Raw genomic sequence first — 19,973 nt, 5'->3', positions numbered from 1 at the left:
AGTACCAACAAATTTTTCAATAAATAAAAGTCTTTTGAATTGAATAAAGGTTTTATGTACAATGTAGACCAACTTGAATGACAGCCCAATAAGAAAATTTAGGGTTATTCTTCGCTCGGTGGAGTACCTGCCCCTACAGTCGCCTCTCTGAACCAAACTTCTGCATAATCACCATTTGCATATTGCTTTGCGATATCGCCATCATAAGTATCGGCACCAGTACTCCAAACGATATTATCTTCAGGAGATTTACCATTGGTTTGGTTGTAGGCACCTTGTTTGAAATACTGAATTTCACCGGCATATGCATTTTCGCGTTCCAGACCATCACGACCAATAGAAGCATATAAGGTTTTGATCTGTTCTGGTAATGTTTCGGTGAATTCTGATTTCAATAAGTTCTTAGTGAACCTAACAGTTTCATGGTTGTCGCTTTTAAAAGTAAGATACATGATGCCTTTGTAAACATTGATTTCGTAACTAAATTCCTGACCCAATTCAATACCATTTTCTGGTTCTTCCGGTGCGGTTTTTGTATCGGGTCCAACGACAGACATGTCATTGCCCCAAACAGCCGAAGAATAGTCCCATCTTTTTGAATTGTCGCCTTCTGTGTTAATTTCATAATTCCAGAAAACAGAACCTTTTGTGTGTCCGGGAAATTTCTTGTAGAATATTTTTATAGGTTCATTTTCATGTCCCTCATCACTATGAATTTGTCCCACCACAACAGCATAAGAAGCCGCAACTCTAGCGTCGCCAGAAGTTGATACATGCTGTACTTTTAGGGTTCCTGTTAATTTTCCACCTGTTTCCGGTATCCAATGAGCTTTTTGTCCTAATTCTGTTCTTGTATTGCTAGAAGTTTTTGAGGTAATACCACTATTAGGAGTTTTGTAAACTACCCAATCTGTTTTTCCGTCATTGGCAACATAGAAGAAATCGTCTTTAGCGTAATCTTTAAGATTATTTTCATAGGTTCCATCACCTAAGAGAATTTTCCATTCCTCCATAAACGGAATAACGTCGCTAGGGTATGTAGTGGCTATTATACTATCGTTGGTGGATATTTCAGTAGTGTCAGAAGCTTTCTTTGAGTTGTCTTTACAGGCAAATAACGCTACTACTGCTATGATGGTAATTATTGATTTTTTCATTTTATAATATTTTGCCGGTGTGTATTTAATACATCAGTTTAAGCGGTAAGTTTTCTTCTACGATTATCTTACCGGATTTGGTAATTTCGTTATCAGAAGCCTTGTTGTTTTTAGCTCCCCATAATCGAGCAACTAGTTGCACATTATTGTTTAGAAATTTATTGTTTGCAAGGTTTACATTGATGATGCCATAAGTATTAAGAAGTAGTCCCTCTTCAGCTTTTGCCCCGCAATTGGTAAACGTGCTATTGGTAACAATTAAATTACCGCCAATGGTAGATTCATCATAACCTCCTCTATAATAATCAACAACGTTACTTGCAACGCTATCAAACAAGCAGTTGTCAATGGTTATGTTTTCAGCATTATATTCACCTTTATCATCGGTCTCTTCAGACAGGTCTAAACCATTTGCACAATTTTTAATTTGTGTAGATTTAAAAGTAATGTTCTCAGAAAATGATAGTTTGTAAGCTTTTAAAACGTAATCGAAATTCGATATTTCGCAATCAAGAACGGTTAAGTTATAAAGACTAGACATGTTGTTCTTTAAACTAGCAAAAGCGTATTGTTCGTTATCTCCAATAAGTTGAACATTTTTAAGTGTAAGTTGCCCTTTCGGGTTCATTTCAAAAGCCGGAGTTTTAGCTGCTCCTTTATATTGAATAGTGGCTTTTGCATCAGTTTTGGCAGCAAGTATCGTAATGGCTTTATTAATTTTTATTGATGAATTTATATCGTAACGCTCGGCAGACAAAACAATAGTATCTCCACTTATCGCATCTGAAATCGCACTAGTAAACTCGGCAACATTACTTACTGAATGTGTTTTGTTCATTTCGTTTTTAGAAGCTGTGTTAGCATACCAGTCAGGACCATATTGAGATATATCCATCATGTCCTTTTTGTTCACAGGCTTACCAACAACTGCACCGACCATAGTATTGTCAGTTCGAGAGTTGCCGAACAAATCGGCTTTTATTTGATCAAATTCAAATCCATTATAAAGTTCAAAATCAGATAATGAACTATTTGGCATTAAAATAACACCATCGGTTACAGTAGTACCAAAATCTTTTTGTGTGAGTCCATCAAGATCTTTGAACTTCATTCCTTGATTGTTGATGACGTTACTTTTAAAACTAACACCATCAACAGAGTCATGAGTAATGATAGGTTGCTTGTCGCCCTTGTCATTATAAATAAGGTTATTTGCTACTATAGTTCGTATAGGTGTTGCGGACCTAATCTCTGATTTAGGTAAAATATCTTTTTGGTCGGTATTTGATCCTACTCCAAATTGCCAAGGCGATACGCAATTTACCCATGAATTGTTGGCGACTACAACATCGGTAACCTGTAGGTACCTATTCAATGGAGATTTTGGAATACCGTTCATTACGGCAAGTGGACTCCTAAAAGTTTGTCCCTTTAAATTGTAGAAGTAGTTATTGGTAACCCAATGTCCCGTACCAATTAAGCGTATGCCACCAATTTGTTCAGAATCTACATCCCCAATAAAAATATTGCCATCAATCATACAATAGTTGCCATGTCTGGTTACCAATGAACCTTCGCTTTTGTAGAATACATTATTTCTAAATTCATTAAAATTTGATTTACTAGAGATGACCTCTACTTCACCATTGCAATGTTCAAAATAATTATTGGCAACTAAAGTATAGCTAGGTGCCATAGAAGTAAAGCTATTACCAAGTTGTATGGTCTCTGCACTGGGTCCGCCTTTTGGAGGTCTTGGTCCAAAATAGTTATTGATAATCTTGTGATAATTTTTAATACTGTTGTTTCCTGCTAAATCAATTCGAACTGTTGGTCCTCTATTAGATTTTCCGGCAATATAGCAATGGTCTAGTTCATTATGTCGTCCTTTAAATAATACCCACAAATCTGTTTGATTTCTCTGTGCTTTGTTAAAATCTATTATTGCACTGTTGGTAATTTTGCTATGATTGGCTACAGAGTCTTGGCTAATACCAAAATCAATAACGGCTGAAGAAGGTGATGATCCGTTGGTGAAGTGTAAACCATTTACGATTAAATATTCACCGGCAAGTTTTAAATCAGAAGTACCTGTAATTCGAACTTCACCAGGTGTTTCTGCACGTAATGTAATTGGTTTTTGCTCGTTTCCGTAGGCAACAAATTTAATGTTTACATCTTTCCAATCTCCATTAGCCATTACAATATCGTCGCCAGGTTTAGCATTAGATATCGCTGAATTCAATTCAATAATATCGTTTACGGTGATAGCGTTACTGGTTGATTTTTCATTACAAGAGATGAGTAGAAAAACGGAATTTAATAGTAGAAAATACTTTTTCATTATCTATGTTGTTATTCTGGTTTGAAACTGAATGTAGGTATTAGGTGTGTCATTTATTAAATAACCACAACCAAACTGGTTAACCAGTTTGGTTGACCAAAAATACATATATTTGTAAGAATGGCAACTAATTAACACAAAACCTATTGATAAAATATAAAAGAGATATCAAAAATGAGAGAAAATAAAAAGGGTATTTCTAGAAGAAATTTTACCAAAAAATCAGCTATAGGTTTGGTAGGCATACCTTTAGTACAGCTAGACAATCATTTTATTAAGTCTATTTATAATACAGATGAAACTATTGAAGTAAACTTATTCTCTAAACATTTGCAATTTCTTGATTATAATGAGATGTCTGCAGCTGCCGCAGAAATAGGTTTTAATGGTTTGGATTTGACCGTTAGGCCAAAAGGGCACGTGTTGCCAGAAAACGTAGATGACGATTTACCGACTGTAGTAGAAGCAATGAAAAAATATGGGTTAAAACCCAATATGATGACTACCAATGTTTGGGATATTACAGATGCCGGACAACAAAAAGTTTTGGAGACCGCAAGTAAATTAGGTTTTGGTTACTACCGAACAGCTTGGTTGAGTTATCCTGAGGAAAAATCAATAGAAGAAAGTTTGGCGGCATATTCCACTCAAGCTAAAAGCTTAGAAATCTTAAATAAGGAATTAGGGATAATCGGATGCTATCAAAATCATGCAGGCAATCACGTAGGGGCACCGATTTGGGATTTAACTACGATTTTTTCAAAAACTAATAATGAATTTTTAGGATGTCAGTACGATATAAGACATGCAGTAGTTGAGGGCGGCAAAAGTTGGGAATTAGATTTAAGACGTATTCAGCCGTATATTAAATCTATAGTTATTAAAGATTTTAAATGGGGAATTAAAGATGGTATTTGGGAGCCAATCAACACCCCTTTAGGTGAAGGTATGGTAGATTTTGATCGATACTTTTCATTACTTAAAAAATATAAGATAAATGTACCCATTTCACTTCATTTAGAATATGACCTCGGTGGAGCGGAAAAAGGTGCTACAGTAATTTCGTTGGATAAAAAAGAAGTGTTCGCCAAGATGAAAAAGGATTTAACCTTTATCAAAGAAGCATGGAAAAGAGCGGATAATATAAATTTTAGATAATAAAATAATGACCAAGATAGCAAGCGCAACAAAAGAGAAATTGAGAAAGGTAAGTACGGCAACCGTTGCAACCTGTTTATTTAAAAAGGGACTAAAAAACCAGTTTATACAACACGTAAAGCCATTAAAATTAGGTAGGCCAACAATGGTGGGTGAGGCTTACACCTTACGTTACATACCTGCTAGAGAAGATTTAAATCCTATTTCTGTTTTTAGGGATTCCAAGCATTTGCAAAGGGTAGCTGTAGAAGAATGCCCAGAAGGATCCGTTATGGTTATTGATAGTAGACAGAATGCAAGGGCAGCGTCTGCAGGATCTATTTTGGTAACCAGACTTATGGTTAGAAAAGCAGAAGGTATAGTTACTGATGGCGGGTTTAGGGATTCAGCTGAAATTGCCGACCTAGATTTCTCATCATACCATAATAGGCCTACGGCACCTACCAATTTAACCTTGCACCAAGCTATTGCTATTAATGATCCTATCGGTTGTGGTGATGTAGCCGTTTTTCCTGGTGATATTATTCTTGGTGATGATGACGGAGTAATGGTAATACCTGCACATCTTGCCGATGAGGTTGCAGATGAATGTATACAGATGACGATGTATGAAGATTTTGTAATGGAAATGGTACAAGGAGGTGAACCTGTGATAGGTCTTTATCCAATGGTTAGTGAAGATGCAAAAGCTAAGTTCAAAAAATGGAAGTCAAATAACATGTAGTTGACTTAAGTATGTAGATAATAAAAAAAGGTGATTAGCGCTATAACCGTACTAATCCCCTTTTTAATATAAAGTATTCTCGAATTATACTACTCACCACCTCTTGCAGGGTAGTTGTTTTTGTTGACGTAATCTATTGCGTTCAAAATATCGTCCCAATGAGGTCTTGCAAATGGCATTGTCTGAATAGCACTTGCATATAATGTATTATCAGGGCGAATTAGAAATAATCCAGGCTCTGAAAATTCATCAGGCTCTTTATCCGATGTTTTCTTAGAAACATATAATCCCCAATCTCTAGCAGTCTCAATAGATAAATTGTAACCGATAGGTAATTCAGGTATATTCCATTCTTTTCCTGCTTTCTTTGCTCGTTCTTCACTATCACTACTAACAGCGATTAAGTGAACACCTCTATCGCTAAAATCTTTCAATTTTGTCGCTAGATCTTCCAAATAATTTTTACAAACTGGGCAATGCAATCCTCTATAAAAAACAATCATAGTAAAAGATTTACTGGCTTGATCATACAAGCTCCATTGCGTATCATTGATTAAAGGTATTTTTAAATCAGGTACTTCTGTTGTGGGTTTTATCATGATAATATTACTTTATAATTAGTATGCCGTAAAGTTACATGAGGCACTTGCAAAAGCTTTGTTGCATAACTTTTAGTGTTGATGCAATGCATGAATATGATAATAGCTATTTATTGATTGTCTGCCAACCATTGCTCGTATTTAGCATACTGTGCGCTAGACAAAATACTTTCCATTTGCCGTGTACGCTCACTTTCTATACTACCTAACATTTCGCCACTTGCGGTATTCGCCTGTTTAGTTTTAAAACGTTCCATAGAAGATTTAAAAATGCTGATTTGATTTTCGCTCATGCCTAAGGCGGTAAACATTTTCGAATACTCGGCACCTAAGCTATTTGAGCTATTTTTAGCCCCAATATTGTTCATAGCACTAGTTGATTCGTTTATTTGTGTCGCCATATTCTTATGAACCATTGGTGATGTGGTAACAGTACTTTCTGTCGTTTTCGTAGTTGATTCATCTTGTTCGGTCTTCATTTGAACAGTTGTGGCTTCCGTATCGTTTGAAGTGGTTTTTTTAGTGCTCGAACATGAGGTCAAAATAGCAGTTAATGCTAACGTAACTATGATTCTATTTTTCATGATTTTCATATTTAAAATTCTTTTCGAAAATTATAGCTTAAAATAAATTTCAATAGTCCCTATCACATTTAATATTGACTCTTAGTGTGTAATGGTTGTTTTTATGGTAGTTATTATCAAAACCTAATGGTAGATTATTTTTGTAAGAAAAATAATACTTTGATGTAGCGATAATTCGTTGAAAGTTGGTATCTTATTAGAGTTTTAAGCAGTTCTATATTTCTTATTCTATGTACAATCTTGTGTATAAGTCAGTTGCCAATAGCCTAACACCTAATCAAGTGGATGAGATTCTAATGGAATCAAGAGACTTTAATGGCAAACACGATATTACAGGATGTCTTATCTATCATGATGGTTTTTTTGTACAATATTTAGAAGGCAATGCCGAGATAGTTTTAACTTTATTCGAAAAAATTAGGGAGGATATACGCCATTATGAAGTAATACTTCTATCTCAAGGTAATATTTATTCAAGGGAGTTCGATACATGGAGTATGGCGTATCTCTCAGATAAACTTCCAAACGAAGCATATCAATATATTAAATTAATGATAAGTCCCGATTTTGAGATTCCTGAAATGTCGGTTGTACCTAATCCAACTTCTAAACGATTTTGGCTAGCTGCAAAAGAGTTATTGAATAAAATAGGGCATGATAATTTTAATTAGAATTACTATTTCATGTATATCATAAGTGTAAAAGATATTTTATGACACAGTACTTTGGCTCTCCACTATTTTTTAAAAAGAAAGTAATCTAAGTATTAAACTTACTGTATTACAATATATAATTGTTGTTGTAATTACACTTTTTATGTGATGTTGATTTAGTATATGGTGCATTTTAAAATAAATGCCACGCTATTGATTATGATTAGCCAGCTGTTTCAGTCAATATTAGATAAGAACTTCGAATTAGTTAATAATAAAATAAGTTTGAGTAAATTTTCTGCAAATTTTTTAGAATAATCATTAATATCTTTTACATCTTCAATAGATTTTAAATCTTCATATCTCCTTTGAAATTCTAATAGACACCTCTCATCATTAAATTCAATTTTGGGTAACACATTTGTAAGTATTGAGTGAACTTTAAGCGCATTTCCTTTAGTGTAATAATCGAGCTGATATTGTTGTAATATCAATGAAAGTTCATTAGAGTTTTTAAGTGACATAATTTATTCGATCAATTAAACAGATATCATTAAGTATTTAACGCAAAATATTTGTAAGTATTTTACTACAAAAAGTTTATTTTTTCTATTATAATCATGATAATTATTTTTTTGAGTTATAATTCATTTTTATTGGTAGAATTTTATGCGTTATTTCTATATAATTTTGAGGGACAGACTGTTATTATATAAATTTGAAACAATTGAACATATATATTGCGGATGACGATTTTGACGACCGAGATTTTTTTATGGAAGCTTTGAAGAATATAGATATAAATACAGAAGTATCTCAATTTGATAATGGCGTCGATTTAATGGATAAACTATTCTCTGATGTAAACTTGCCACAGGTAATATTTTTAGATCTATATATGCCTATCATGGACGGTTTTGAATGCCTTATTGATATCAGAAATTTCAAGAAATTCAAGGATATATACATCATTGCCTATTCTTCAATTTATAGAGATAGAGAAGTAAACCAGCTTAAAGAAGATGGGGCCAATCAGTTTTTGAAAAAATCTTCTTCATTAAAAGAATTGAAAAAGTTATTGTCAAAATCTTTGAGAAAGGTACCGTTCAAGAACGACGAAGTAGTACTGAAAGATGAATTTGTTGTTTTGATATAATTCAAGAATACTTTACCACTACGTTCGTAATCACCTGCCTTAATTAATATTTGGGAATAATTTTCTGTATTTTTAAATATTTGATATATACATCAAAAATAGAAATTATGAATAATGTTTTACGAACACTTTTAGCAGTTATCGTGATGATTGCTAGTGGTACAGAAATATATGGTCAAAAAAAATTAGACCAACAAGCTGTTGCCGATTTACAGAAAACACCTAAATATGGCTTTATACTAACTACAGAAAGGCATTTTAAGGGAGTACTAAGTATGTATGACCTTCTTATTGAAAACGGTGTAGAAATAGAAGAATTTGAAATTGTGGTCAAAGGAAAAGTAGTTACTTTATTGACTAAAGATTCAGAGCTTGAAACGTTCTTTCAAAAATATAAGGGTAAGGTAAAAGTAAGCATATGTAGTGTTGCTATGGAAAAACTAGGTGTAGCAGAAGAATCACTTTTTGACGGTCTCGATATTACCCCGACTGCCTCGATACGTGTTTTGCAATTACAAGCAAACGGTTACAATACGTTAACCTACTAAGCATAAATAAAAACAGAAATTACCCTATTTGTTCTTGTAAGGGCATTTGTACTTACATGTTTTAAATTATTGGCATATTTTTTTTAGCTAAATAACTAAATTGAAAAAGCTTCTAAAATCGAGTTTTAGAAGCTTTTTATATAGGATTACCTATAACAAACAATTTCTATATTTGTCCAAATAATAATTTTCGACAGTTGTGAGTATTCGTTTCATGAATAACCATGACTGCTTCGACCAATACCCCTGCCTAAATCTATAATTTTCAATTCATAAAATGAAAGTCTGTATTGCCGAAAAACCATCTGTAGCGCGAGAAATCGCTTCCGTTCTTGGGGCAAATTCCAAGCATGATGGCTACTATGAAGGTAATGGCTACGCGGTAACCTATACCTTCGGGCACCTTTGCACACTAAAGGAGCCAAACGATTACAAACCACATTGGAAAAGTTGGAATTTGAATAACCTACCAATGTTACCCGAGCATTTTGAAACCAAAGTGACTAAAGATGCTGGAATACAAAAACAGTTTAAAATTATTAAGAAATTATTCGATAAAGCTGATGTTGTTATCAACTGTGGTGATGCCGGGCAAGAAGGTGAATTAATTCAACGTTGGGTATTAAATCAAGCAAACTACAAAGGTAAAGTTGAAAGACTTTGGATTTCTTCACTTACCACTGAAGCTATAAAAGAAGGATTCAATAATTTAAAATCATCTACAGATTACGATAATTTATATTACGCAGGTTTTTCTCGTGCAATTGGTGATTGGCTTTTGGGTATGAACGCTACCCGTTTGTACACTTTAAAACATGGTGGCTACAAACAAGTACTGTCCGTTGGGCGTGTGCAAACACCAACCTTGGCAATGCTAGTAGACCGGTTTAAAGAGATAGAAAATTTTAAGCCACAACCTTATTGGGAGTTACAGACATTATATCGTGAGACTTTGTTCAGTTATGAAGAAGGACGATTTCTTAAAGTAGAAGATGGCGAAAAACTTGCCAATATTGTAAAAGAACACGATTTCGAAATTGTTTCCACTTCCAAAAAAGCAGGTAATGAATATGCACCCAAGCTTTTCGATTTAACAGGGTTACAAGTTTATTGTAATACTAAATTCGGATTTAGTGCAGACGAGACGTTAAAAATTGTTCAGAAATTATATGAGCAAAAAGTAGTGACCTACCCAAGAGTAGATACGACATTTTTACCAAATGATGTGTACCCTAAAGTACCGGGAATACTAAAGAACTTGTCGAATTACGATACGTTAACGAAGCCTCTTGAAGGTAAGAAATTAAAGAAAACAAAAAAGGTTTTTGACGATAGTAAGGTTACAGATCACCACGCAATTATACCTACTGGTCAACAAATAAACTTGCAATTCAACCAGCAGCAGGTTTATGATATAATTGTCCGTCGTTTTATTGCGGTGTTCTATCCAGATTGTAAAGTCTCGAATACTACAGTCATAGGTAAAGCTGAATCAGTAAAGTTTAAAACTACCGGAAAAGAGATTTTAGAAAAAGGATGGCGAGTTGTTTTCGAAACACCCGATGCACCATCAAAAGAATCTGGAATATTACCCACTTTTAAGAAAGGTGAAAAAGGACCACATAAACCTTCATTTTTAGAAAAGCAAACGAAGCCACCAAAGCAGTATACAGAAGCTTCGCTCTTACGTGCAATGGAAACTGCAGGTAAAAAGGTAGATGACGATGAACTTCGGGAGCTTATGAAAGAAAACGGTATTGGTAGACCTTCAACACGTGCGAATATCATCGAAACATTATTTCGTAGAAAATATATAAAGCGAAATAAAAAGCAAGTCATTCCCACGGTTACAGGAATTCAGTTAATAGATACTATTCAAAATGAAATGCTGAAATCTGCCGAGCTTACAGGTAAATGGGAAAAGCAGCTGAAAGATATTGAAAAAGGCACTTTTAGTGCAGGCAGTTTTATCAAGCAGATGAAACAAATGGTAGATCAATTGGTCTACGATGTTCGAAGTGAAACAAGAAAGGCTAATATTTCGGCAGTAAATAATAAGCCAGTAGCAGCGGCTAAGAAGAGGTCAATTGAAAAGACTACAGGGTTAACATCTGAAGTTTGTCCTAAATGTAAAAAAGGCACCATCCGAAAGGGTAAATCGGCTTATGGTTGTTCTGAGTTTAAGAAGACGTGCGATTTCGTAATACCCTTTAAGTTTGAAGGTAAAACTATATCGGAAAAGCAATATATTAGGCTGTTTCAAAAAGGTTCTACAGTAAACTTAAAAGGCTTTAAAGTCAACAATGCAACAGTTGAAGGCCTAGTTAGATTTGATGAAAGCTTTAAGCTAAAATTAGAACCCAAGAAAACAAAAGTTCAGGCAAAGAATATATCCGAAGAAAATAGTTGTCCGAAATGCGGTAAGGGCATTATTCTAAAAGGAAAATCGGCTTATGGTTGTAGTGAATACAAAGCAGGTTGCGACTTTCGATTTAGTTTTGATACTATACGTGAAAAAGCAAAAGGTCGACCATTGACCAAAGAGTTGGTTTTTGAAATATTTAGAGGGAAGTAGAAATAAAAAAGCCACTGAATTTTCAGTGGCTTTTTTCTTAGTAGCGGGGACTGGACTCGAACCAGCGACCTTCGGGTTATGAGCCCGACGAGCTACCTACTGCTCTACCCCGCGATATGGGTTTTTATCTCACTTGTCTTGCAACTTCAGGTCATTAAGCTGACGAGATAAAAGTACGCTACTATTTGTAACGGGCTGCAAATATACAACACATTTTCTCTAAATTCCAAACTTATTTAAAGAATATTTTTTGAGAGCAGTATCTATTAAAATACATTAAATCCATAACTTCGGTTTTTTACATATATATGGATACAATTAATGACTTTATAGCCAGTGCACTGCCTTATACCGAGTGGCCAATGTTCCTTTTATTGATAGGGGGCGGACTCTTTCTCGTATTTTACTCTAAGTTAATGCCTTATCGTTTTTTTGGGCATGCAATTGCCATTACTGCAGGTAAATATGATAATAAAGATTCAAAAGGAGATGTGAGTTCCTTTCAAGCGTTATCGGCAGCGGTAGCTGCAACGGTTGGTTTAGGCAATATTTCAGGAGTAGCCATTGCTATTCATGACGGTGGTCCGGGGGTGGTTTTTTGGATCTGGATGACCGCATTAATAGGTATGTGTATAAAATTCTATTCTTGTAGTCTGGCAATAATGTATCGCGGTACAGATTCTGATGGCAAGTTGCAGGGTGGTCCAATGTACTATATCACCAAGGGACTGGGAGAAAAAGCTAGACCGTTAGCTATATTTTTTGCCGTTTGTGGTTTATTCGGTTTTTTAGGCGTGTTTACTGCTAATCAGTTTACGGAAACATTTATGAGTGTAGTTGATCCTGGGGCGACTATTATGGAAATGAGCGATGAGAATTGGAAATGGACCATTGGTCTTGTGTTGGCCGTGGTTACATCCTTTGTGATTTTCGGCGGTTTAACAAAAATTGCGAAAGTGGCTTCTGCAATTGTGCCGTTTATGGTGGCAGTATATTTAATTGCAGTAATAGTGGTAATGGCGCTGAATTCTGAACAAATAGTACCAGCTCTAAAAATGATAATTACCGAAGCTTGGAACTTTAAATCATTGGCAACTGGCGGATTTTGGGGTCTGGTTATTATTGGTGTTCGTAGGGCGATGTTTTCTAACGAAGCGGGTTTGGGTAGTGCACCAATGTACCATGGGCAGTCTAAAAATGACGAACCTATTCGTGAAGGATTGGTGGCGATGTTAGGTCCGTTTATAGATACTATTCTAGTATGTACGTTTACGGCAATTGTGATTATACTTAGTGGTGCATATTTGGAGGATTCTAGTGGAATTGTAATGACGTTATCTGCATTCGAAAGAACATTGTTTGGTTGGGGAGATGTGCTGTTAATGGTTATTGTAACTGCCTTTGCATTATCTACCTTATTTACCTATTCTTATTATGGAGTAAAATCATTGTCATTTTTGACCAACGCCAAAATAGGTCGGTTTTATAATTGGTATTTTGTGATTATGATTGTCTTTGCCGCAGTGGCATCATTAGAGTTGGTAAAGAATTTAATTGATTTGTCCTATGCCTTAATGGTGATACCGAATATGATTGCCGTACTTTTGTTGGCTCCAAAGGTAAATGTAGAATTGAAGAAATATATTTTAAAGTATAGAGATGGCAGATCATAAGGCAGGCTTCGTAAATATTATTGGTAATCCTAATGTTGGTAAATCAACATTGATGAATGCTTTTGTGGGTGAGAAATTATCCATAATAACATCAAAGGCGCAAACAACAAGGCACCGTATTTTAGGAATTGTCAATGGGGATGATTTTCAAATGATTCTTTCTGATACTCCTGGTATTATAAAACCAGCATACCAACTTCAAAGTAGTATGATGGATTTTGTGAAATCTGCATTCGAAGATGCCGATGTACTTCTTTATATGGTTGAGATAGGGGAGAAAGCATTAAAAGATGAAGCTTTTTTTGAGAAAATAAAGAATAGCAAGATTCCAGTTTTGTTGCTTTTAAATAAAGTAGATACTGCTTCACAAGAGTTGTTAGAAGAGCAAGTTCAGTATTGGCAAGAAATGTTACCAAGTGTAGAGCTGCATCCTATTTCTGCATTATCTAATTTTAATGTTAAAGGTGTATTTGAGCGTATTATAGAATTGTTGCCTAAATCTCCTGCATATTATCCAAAAGACCAATTAACAGATAAGCCAGAGCGTTTTTTTGTAAATGAAACCATACGTGAGAAAATTTTATTGAACTATAAAAAGGAAATTCCGTACGCCGTAGAAATTGAAACTGAAGAGTTTTTTGAAGATGATGATATCATTCGTATGCGCTCGGTAATAATGGTTGAGCGCGATTCTCAGAAGGGGATTATCATAGGTCATAAAGGTGCGGCATTGAAAAAAGTAGGTGTAGAATCAAGAAAAGATTTAGAGAAGTTTTTTGGAAAGCAAGTCCATATAGAGTTATACGTAAAGGTGAATAAAAATTGGCGAAGTAATGCTCGTCAATTGAAGCGCTTTGGATATAATAAGTAGTCAATTGATGGGCTAAGCTAATATTACCTTTATTTTTTAATTCAGTCATTAAATTTGATATTCTAGGAGTGTCTAGTTGTCAGACGATTGGATTTTGTCGCCTTTGTTTATTGACTTTTTTCAAATTATTAGTACCTCAAACTAAGATTTAATTCGTGGTTTTAAAAAGAATAGTCTATTTTTGATTTATCGATTAAGTGTGTAAAATCCCCGATGAAATGCAAAATGTGATTATTTTTGGTGCCTCCGGTCATGGTAGTGTTGTTTTAGATTGCCTAGAGAAAGAGGGTAAATATAATGTCGTCGGTTTTGTAGATTCCTTTAAGCAAAAAGGGACTAGTATTAATGGATATCAGGTTTTAGGTTCAGAAATAGATTTGCCGTATTTAATTGATAGATTTAATGTTGTAGGTGGTATTGTAGCCATTGGCGATAATTGGACAAGAAAACTTATAGTCGATAAAATTTTTAAAATTATACCCGATTTTAGTTTTATAAATACAATACATCCTAAGGCTATTCTTGGAAAAGATATTCTTTTAGGTTGCGGTAATGTATTTATGCCGGGAGCAATAGTAAATGCGAATTCTATTGTTCATGACTTTTGTATTATTAATACAAATTCCTCTTTGGGTCATGATGGTATTATGGATTCTTACTCAAGTTTAGCCCCATCTGTTTGTACGGGCGGAAGTTTGAAGTTAGGTAGGTTTTCTGCAGTTAGCCTTGGGGTGAATATTATAAATGGTATTGAAATAGGTCAACATTCGGTTATTGGAGCTGGTTCTCTTGTTGTCGATCATTTCGGAGATAATGTTATCGCCTACGGATCCCCAGCTAGAATTATTCGTATAAGAACTGTAGGTGAACCATATTTATCTACACCTAAAAAACAACAATTTTATAAATTGGATAGTTTTGATGATGTTCAATCTAATCTCTCTATTTAACTTATAGTGTAATTGCCACTATAAATACTACCTTTGCATCAAATTTAAGCTATGGGTGCTATTGTTGCCATTGTAGGGAGACCTAATGTAGGGAAATCAACATTTTTTAATAGATTAATTCAAAGACGCGAGGCTATTGTTGATGCCGTTAGCGGTGTTACTCGGGATCGCCATTATGGTAAAAGTGATTGGAACGGAAAGGAGTTTTCAGTTATTGATACCGGCGGATATGTTGTTGGTAGTGACGATGTTTTTGAAAAAGAAATTGATAGGCAGGTAGAACTAGCGATAGATGAGGCAGATGCTATAATTTTTATGGTAGATGTGGAGACTGGTGTAACCGGTATGGATGAAGATGTAGCTAAATTATTAAGGCGTGTTAAAAAGCCAGTTTTTTTAGCGGTCAATAAAGTAGATAACGCTAAAAGAGCGGAAGATGCCGTTGAGTTTTACTCATTGGGTCTTGGGGAGTATTATACCTTATCAAGTATTAATGGTGGTGGAACCGGAGAATTATTAGATGCTCTAGTACAAGAATTGCCAGATATAGTTGAAGAAAAAAGTGAATTGCCAAGATTTGCCGTGGTTGGTAGACCTAATGCCGGTAAATCATCTTTTATCAATGCCCTAATTGGCGAAGATCGATATATTGTTACCGATATAGCTGGTACAACTAGAGATAGTATCGATACAAAATATAACAGATTCGGATTTGAATTTAATCTTGTAGATACGGCAGGTATTCGTCGTAAGGCAAAGGTGAAGGAGGATTTAGAATTTTATTCTGTAATGCGTTCGGTTAGAGCTATTGAACATTGCGATGTGTGTATCTTAATGTTAGATGCAACAAGAGGATTTGATGGTCAGGTAGAAAATATATTTTGGCTAGCTCAACGTAACCATAAGGGAATAGTAATTCTTGTTAATAAATGGGATTTGGTCGAGGATAAAGAGACCAATACCATAAAACACTATACGCAAAAAATTAAAAAAGCTATTGAGCCATTTACCGATGTGCCAATTCTTTTTGTTTCTGTATTGACCAAACAACGTATTTTTAAAGCTATTGAAACTGCTGTTGAGGTGTATAATAATCGTAATAAAAAGATTATTACACGTAAGTTCAATGAAACTATGTTGCCTATCATTGAAAATTATCCGCCACCAGCGTATAAAGGTAAATTCGTTAAGATTAAATTCTGTACCCAATTACCGACTCCGTATCCGCAATTTGCATTTTTCTGTAACCTTCCTCAGTATGTACGTGAGCCGTATAAGCGCTATTTAGAGAATAAAATTCGAGAAGAATACGATTTCTCTGGTGTGCCAATCACTGTGTTTATGAGAAAGAAGTAGGTGGCTATAGAATTCAGGTGTTAGGGTTGAAGAATAAACTCTAATCATCGGATAGAGAAATAAGAAATGGTCAAATATTTTGCACAGCAGAATTATTTGATCATTTTTTTTAGTATTAAGTCGACAAACAAGAACCCACCCCTGACCCCTCTCTAGAGGGGGAATAGTTTATGACTTGAATTAAACATTTTTGATAAGACAGCCTAAGTGACTCCTACAGTAAAAAACCTCTCGGTTGGTATTAAACCCACAGATATAAACGTGATCCTCCCCTCTTGGGAGGGGATAAAGGGGTGGGTGCTACTATGATGAAGATTGTAATAAACTCACAAACTAGAACCCGCCTGTAACTCCTTCCAAAAGAGTAACAGTTTTTCTAGCTTGAATTAAAAAAAAAATGATAAAACAGACTTAGTAATTTTTTGGAAACAAAACTACCACCCACCAGAAGCGCCGCCACCGCCAAAGCCGCCGCCGCCGAAACCTCCTCCAAATCCACCACCTCCGAAGCTTCCGCCACCGCCACCAAATCCGCCACTAGAGCCACTTGAGCGACCCATGTTACTAAGGATAATCATATCCCATGGGCTTAGGCCTCTGCGTCTTCTACCGCCGTTACTGTCGTTGTTATCGTTTTTGCGACTCCAAAGAATGAAAAGAATTACTATAAAAATAATAAATGGTAGAAGAGATGAGAATGGAGTGCCATTATTATCTCCAAAGGTTCTGTCTTCTTGAAATTCGCCATTTAAAACTTGAAAGATTACATCAGAACCTTTATCTAGTCCCGCATAGTAATTACCTGTTCTAAATTCTGGCAAAATTACGTTCTCGATAATACGTTTTGAAAGTGCATCTGTCAATAAACCTTCTACACCATAGCCAGTATTTATAGCTACTTTTCTATCATTTTCCGCTAAGATTATGAGAATGCCATTGTCTTTGCCCTGCTGGCCAATTCCCCATTTTTGCCCCCAGTTGGCACCTAGGTAATTAATGTTTTCGCCATTGGTGCTGGCAATTATGGTGACAACGATTTGAGTAGATGTACTATCTGAATAGCGAACCAATTTATTGCTTAAAGCTACTTTCTGCTGGTCGCTCAGTAAATTGACGTAATCATAAACACTAGTTTGTAGTGCCGGTTTTTCAGGAATTTCGAATTGACTCCAAATCGGTGTGCACCAAAGAAAAAGAATTACAAGGCTAGCCTTTAGATATTTCATTGCTTAATTCATTGGTGTCATCCGCTTGCCAGGGAAAATGACTATTTAGTTCTTCGCCAGCTTTTAAAATACCAGCTACGAGTCCGTCTTTAAACGCTCCATTTTTAAAATGGGTTTGAATGCTATTTTTAGTTGTTTGCCAAAAGTCTTCCGGTACTACGCTGTTTATTCCTTTATCACCACAAATAACAAATTTCTTGTCATTAACGGCAACATAGATTAAAACACCGTTTTCTTGTTTGGTGTTGTCCATTTTTAATAAATGGAATACCTCTTTAGCACGCTCATAATGATCTTTACTAGTGTGTGCTTCTATATGTACCCTAATTTCACCAGAAGTATTCTTTTCTGCCTTAAGAATAGCGTTTACTATATCTTGCTCTTCTGATGCGGTTAAAAAATCTTCTACCTTAGACATATAATATCAATCAAATTCAAAATTTACATCGGGTGCATTTTCAGAACCTACATCTGCTTTGTAATATGCTAGTTCATCAAAATTTAGAAAGCCTGCCAATATAGAATTCGGGAATTTTTTAATGTGTAGGTTGTAAGGTTCTACCGTGGCATTGAATCTGTCTCTTGCTACGTTTATTCTGTTTTCGGTACCTTCTAATTGAGATTGAAGTTCTAAAAAGTTTTGGTTTGCTTTCAGGTCAGGGTATCGTTCAACCGTCACCAATAATCTACTCAATGCACTGCTTAGACCACTTTGGGCTTGATTGAATTGTGTTAATTGCTCAGGCGTAATGTTACTAGGGTCGATACTAATTGAAGTAGCTTTTGCTCTTGCTTCAATAACGTCTGTCAAAGTTCCTCTTTCAAAATCTGCAGCGCCTTGTACAGTTTTTACAAGATTACCGATTAAATCGTTTCTACGTTGGTAGGCACTTTCTACATTGGCCCATGTTTTGGTAGATGTCTCTTTTAATGCAACGGCAGTATTGTTGAAGCCAACGCCCCACTGGTATAGTCCGAATGCTATCACAGCGATAACGATTAATGCAATTAGTCCTTTTTTCATAATGGTTGTGTTATAATTGGTCTTTAATTTTATTTAATTCAGCTTTAACGCGTTCTAGTTTTTGAATAATATCAAAATTAGATAGTGTTTTCTGTTTTTCTTCTTTTAAGTGGGTTTTGGCACCATCAAGAGTAAATCCTCTTTCTTTTACCAAATGATATATTAATTGAAGGTTTTTGATGTCTTGGGGCGTAAATTTTCTATTTCCCTTTGCATTTTTTTTAGGTTGGAGCACATCGAATTCTTTCTCCCAAAAACGTATTAAAGAGGCGTTTACACCAAAGGCACGGGCAACTTCGCCTATACCATAATATCTTTTTTCAGGGAGTTCTATCTGCATTAATCCAATGATTGGTTTTCTTGATTAGCGAATTTCAACATGTTCTCGAATTCTTCAGGCGATAAACTGCCATAGTAGAAATTCATAGGGTTGATTCTATCATTGTCTTTCCATACTTCGTAATGTAAGTGTGGAGCTTCTGATCTACCTGTACTTCCTACGAAACCTATTAAATCGCCTCGTTTTACTTTTTGTCCTTTCTTAACATTGTACTGGCTCAGATGGGCATAAAGGCTTAAATATCCGTATCCGTGTTCAATACGAATATGTTTTCCATATCCAGATGAGTTATTATCTGCTCTAGTAATTTTACCATCGCCGGCCGCATATATTGGTGTGCCTTTCGGAGCGGTAAAATCCATTCCATAATGCATTTTTCTAGCCTTGGTAAAAGGATCGGACCTCCATCCATAACCAGATGCCATGCGTTTTAGGTCCTCATTGTTTATAGGTTGTATAGCAGGTATAGACATTAATAATTTTTCTTTCTCTTCTGCCAGCTTCGTGATTTCATCCAATGATTTAGATTGAATGGCCATTTGCTTTTTAATGATATCTAGCCTCTTTGTAGTAGAAACGATCATTTCAGAATTATTGAAGCCTTCTAAAGATTTGTATCGGTTAATACCACCAAATCCAGCTTTTCGCTGCTCATCTGGTATAGGATTTGCTTCAAAATATAAACGATAAATATTATTGTCTCTATCTTCAATATTACCTAGAACCTCTTCAATTTGTTCCATTTTCTTGTTCAGTAATTCATACTGAAGCTCATAGTTTTTGACTTCACGAGATAAAGAAAGCTCCCTTGGTGTATTTACTAAATTGGTGTTTAGCAGAAGAATAAGTGCTAAAAAACCAAAAAGGCATGAGCCCAAAATAAAGAATGCTATATTTCTATAACGTTTAGATTTTTCGGGTTCTATTTTACGGTACGACAGCGTGTCTGGGTCGTAATAGTATTTTACCTTAGACATGAATGTTATTTATCCTATTTTTGTTTTTTCAATTATTAGGGAACAAACAAATATAAAG

The 19,973-nt window shown here is 35.1% G+C and carries 19 protein-coding genes and 1 tRNA gene; 10 read left to right on the top strand and 10 right to left on the bottom strand.

Annotated features, from left to right (window positions below; genetic code table 11):
* Positions 1-104: 104 nt before the first annotated feature.
* Entirely contained in the window at positions 105-1,157 is a 1,053-nt protein-coding gene (locus DFQ03_RS16475; RefSeq protein ID WP_133674344.1) for a polysaccharide lyase family 7 protein, read from the bottom strand.
* A 25-nt stretch (positions 1,158-1,182) separates the two neighbouring features.
* Positions 1,183-3,501: a chondroitinase-B domain-containing protein gene (locus tag DFQ03_RS16470; protein ID WP_133674343.1), complete on the bottom strand. Its 2,319-nt coding sequence runs from the start codon at positions 3,499-3,501 to the stop codon at positions 1,183-1,185.
* Positions 3,502-3,675: 174 nt separating this feature from the next.
* Here DFQ03_RS16470 and DFQ03_RS16465 point away from each other — a divergent pair, with 174 nt between their 5' ends.
* Entirely contained in the window at positions 3,676-4,659 is a 984-nt protein-coding gene (locus DFQ03_RS16465) for a sugar phosphate isomerase/epimerase family protein (RefSeq protein ID WP_133674342.1), read from the top strand.
* Positions 4,660-4,666: 7 nt separating this feature from the next.
* Complete coding sequence (locus DFQ03_RS16460) at positions 4,667-5,383, top strand: ribonuclease activity regulator RraA (protein WP_133674341.1); 717 nt, start codon at positions 4,667-4,669, stop codon at positions 5,381-5,383.
* Positions 5,384-5,472: 89 nt separating this feature from the next.
* Here DFQ03_RS16460 and DFQ03_RS16455 read toward each other — a convergent pair whose 3' ends face one another.
* On the bottom strand, positions 5,473-5,982 hold the full coding sequence (locus DFQ03_RS16455) for a peroxiredoxin-like family protein (RefSeq protein ID WP_133674340.1): 510 nt from the start codon (positions 5,980-5,982) through the stop codon (positions 5,473-5,475).
* Between the two features lie 110 nt (positions 5,983-6,092).
* Positions 6,093-6,566 carry a hypothetical protein gene (locus DFQ03_RS16450; RefSeq protein WP_133674339.1) on the bottom strand — a complete coding sequence of 158 codons (474 nt, stop codon included), beginning with the start codon at positions 6,564-6,566 and terminating at the stop codon, positions 6,093-6,095.
* Between the two features lie 230 nt (positions 6,567-6,796).
* Here DFQ03_RS16450 and DFQ03_RS16445 point away from each other — a divergent pair, with 230 nt between their 5' ends.
* From DFQ03_RS16445 to DFQ03_RS16430, 4 genes are all read left to right on the top strand, one after another.
* On the top strand, positions 6,797-7,237 hold the full coding sequence (locus tag DFQ03_RS16445) for a BLUF domain-containing protein (RefSeq protein ID WP_133674338.1): 441 nt from the start codon (positions 6,797-6,799) through the stop codon (positions 7,235-7,237).
* Positions 7,238-7,946: 709 nt separating this feature from the next.
* Positions 7,947-8,375: a response regulator gene (locus tag DFQ03_RS16440; protein WP_133674337.1), complete on the top strand. Its 429-nt coding sequence runs from the start codon at positions 7,947-7,949 to the stop codon at positions 8,373-8,375.
* Positions 8,376-8,482: 107 nt separating this feature from the next.
* Positions 8,483-8,923: a DsrE family protein gene (locus tag DFQ03_RS16435; protein ID WP_133674336.1), complete on the top strand. Its 441-nt coding sequence runs from the start codon at positions 8,483-8,485 to the stop codon at positions 8,921-8,923.
* Between the two features lie 277 nt (positions 8,924-9,200).
* Entirely contained in the window at positions 9,201-11,498 is a 2,298-nt protein-coding gene (locus tag DFQ03_RS16430) for a DNA topoisomerase 3 (protein ID WP_133674335.1), read from the top strand.
* 41 nt (positions 11,499-11,539) lie between these two features.
* Here DFQ03_RS16430 and DFQ03_RS16425 read toward each other — a convergent pair.
* Positions 11,540-11,612 (bottom strand) — tRNA-Met (locus DFQ03_RS16425).
* 194 nt (positions 11,613-11,806) lie between these two features.
* On the opposite strand from DFQ03_RS16425, the gene DFQ03_RS16420 reads away from it, so the two are divergent.
* The 4 genes from DFQ03_RS16420 (at position 11,807) to der (ending at position 16,348) form a co-directional block, all read left to right on the top strand.
* Complete coding sequence (locus DFQ03_RS16420) at positions 11,807-13,171, top strand: alanine/glycine:cation symporter family protein (RefSeq protein WP_133674334.1); 1,365 nt, start codon at positions 11,807-11,809, stop codon at positions 13,169-13,171.
* Positions 13,158-14,042 (top strand): GTPase Era, encoded by an 885-nt coding sequence (gene era / locus DFQ03_RS16415; RefSeq protein ID WP_133674333.1) that lies wholly within the window; start codon positions 13,158-13,160, stop codon positions 14,040-14,042. Before DFQ03_RS16420 ends, era begins: the two co-directional genes overlap by 14 nt.
* 218 nt (positions 14,043-14,260) lie before the next feature.
* A complete protein-coding gene (locus DFQ03_RS16410; protein ID WP_133674332.1) occupies positions 14,261-14,992 on the top strand; it encodes a NeuD/PglB/VioB family sugar acetyltransferase in 732 nt (243 codons plus the stop codon).
* 51 nt (positions 14,993-15,043) lie between these two features.
* Positions 15,044-16,348 carry a ribosome biogenesis GTPase Der gene (der, locus tag DFQ03_RS16405; RefSeq protein ID WP_133674331.1) on the top strand — a complete coding sequence of 435 codons (1,305 nt, stop codon included), beginning with the start codon at positions 15,044-15,046 and terminating at the stop codon, positions 16,346-16,348.
* Between the two features lie 434 nt (positions 16,349-16,782).
* Here the strand turns inward: der and DFQ03_RS16400 are convergent, their stop codons facing one another.
* From DFQ03_RS16400 to DFQ03_RS16380, 5 genes are read right to left on the bottom strand one after another with little or no spacing between them, the layout of a single operon-like run.
* The gene (locus DFQ03_RS16400; RefSeq protein ID WP_133674330.1) at positions 16,783-17,574 is read right to left on the bottom strand and encodes a TPM domain-containing protein; all 792 of its coding nucleotides are present in this window, start codon (positions 17,572-17,574) and stop codon (positions 16,783-16,785) included.
* Positions 17,555-17,992, bottom strand: coding sequence for a TPM domain-containing protein (locus tag DFQ03_RS16395; RefSeq protein WP_133674329.1), 438 nt, complete (start codon positions 17,990-17,992; stop codon positions 17,555-17,557). Before DFQ03_RS16395 ends, DFQ03_RS16400 begins: the two co-directional genes overlap by 20 nt.
* A 6-nt stretch (positions 17,993-17,998) precedes the next feature.
* Positions 17,999-18,598, bottom strand: a complete 600-nt coding sequence (locus DFQ03_RS16390) for a LemA family protein (protein WP_133674328.1) — start codon at positions 18,596-18,598, stop codon at positions 17,999-18,001.
* A gap of 10 nt (positions 18,599-18,608) precedes the next feature.
* Positions 18,609-18,938, bottom strand: coding sequence for a MerR family transcriptional regulator (locus DFQ03_RS16385; RefSeq protein WP_027066328.1), 330 nt, complete (start codon positions 18,936-18,938; stop codon positions 18,609-18,611).
* Positions 18,938-19,915: a M23 family metallopeptidase gene (locus DFQ03_RS16380; protein WP_073240362.1), complete on the bottom strand. Its 978-nt coding sequence runs from the start codon at positions 19,913-19,915 to the stop codon at positions 18,938-18,940. Before DFQ03_RS16380 ends, DFQ03_RS16385 begins: the two co-directional genes overlap by 1 nt.
* Positions 19,916-19,973: the final 58 nt, after the last annotated feature.

The sequence above is a fragment of the Maribacter caenipelagi genome (assembly GCF_004364175.1).
Taxonomy (GTDB): Bacteria; Bacteroidota; Bacteroidia; order Flavobacteriales; family Flavobacteriaceae; genus Maribacter; species Maribacter caenipelagi.
Note: the sequence above shows the minus strand (reverse complement) of the source record. Positions and strands in the feature narration are given on the sequence as shown.

Coding starts and splice junctions, on each gene's coding strand:
- DFQ03_RS16475 (WP_133674344.1), bottom strand. CDS start 1,157: ATGAAAAAATCAATAATTACCATCATAGCAGTAGTAGCGTTATTTGCC.
- DFQ03_RS16470 (WP_133674343.1), bottom strand. CDS start 3,501: ATGAAAAAGTATTTTCTACTATTAAATTCCGTTTTTCTACTCATCTCT.
- DFQ03_RS16465 (WP_133674342.1), top strand. CDS start 3,676: ATGAGAGAAAATAAAAAGGGTATTTCTAGAAGAAATTTTACCAAAAAA.
- DFQ03_RS16460 (WP_133674341.1), top strand. CDS start 4,667: ATGACCAAGATAGCAAGCGCAACAAAAGAGAAATTGAGAAAGGTAAGT.
- DFQ03_RS16455 (WP_133674340.1), bottom strand. CDS start 5,982: ATGATAAAACCCACAACAGAAGTACCTGATTTAAAAATACCTTTAATC.
- DFQ03_RS16450 (WP_133674339.1), bottom strand. CDS start 6,566: ATGAAAAATAGAATCATAGTTACGTTAGCATTAACTGCTATTTTGACC.
- DFQ03_RS16445 (WP_133674338.1), top strand. CDS start 6,797: ATGTACAATCTTGTGTATAAGTCAGTTGCCAATAGCCTAACACCTAAT.
- DFQ03_RS16435 (WP_133674336.1), top strand. CDS start 8,483: ATGAATAATGTTTTACGAACACTTTTAGCAGTTATCGTGATGATTGCT.
- DFQ03_RS16430 (WP_133674335.1), top strand. CDS start 9,201: ATGAAAGTCTGTATTGCCGAAAAACCATCTGTAGCGCGAGAAATCGCT.
- DFQ03_RS16420 (WP_133674334.1), top strand. CDS start 11,807: ATGGATACAATTAATGACTTTATAGCCAGTGCACTGCCTTATACCGAG.
- era (WP_133674333.1), top strand. CDS start 13,158: ATGGCAGATCATAAGGCAGGCTTCGTAAATATTATTGGTAATCCTAAT.
- DFQ03_RS16410 (WP_133674332.1), top strand. CDS start 14,261: ATGCAAAATGTGATTATTTTTGGTGCCTCCGGTCATGGTAGTGTTGTT.
- der (WP_133674331.1), top strand. CDS start 15,044: ATGGGTGCTATTGTTGCCATTGTAGGGAGACCTAATGTAGGGAAATCA.
- DFQ03_RS16400 (WP_133674330.1), bottom strand. CDS start 17,574: ATGAAATATCTAAAGGCTAGCCTTGTAATTCTTTTTCTTTGGTGCACA.
- DFQ03_RS16395 (WP_133674329.1), bottom strand. CDS start 17,992: ATGTCTAAGGTAGAAGATTTTTTAACCGCATCAGAAGAGCAAGATATA.
- DFQ03_RS16390 (WP_133674328.1), bottom strand. CDS start 18,598: ATGAAAAAAGGACTAATTGCATTAATCGTTATCGCTGTGATAGCATTC.
- DFQ03_RS16385 (WP_027066328.1), bottom strand. CDS start 18,938: ATGCAGATAGAACTCCCTGAAAAAAGATATTATGGTATAGGCGAAGTT.
- DFQ03_RS16380 (WP_073240362.1), bottom strand. CDS start 19,915: ATGTCTAAGGTAAAATACTATTACGACCCAGACACGCTGTCGTACCGT.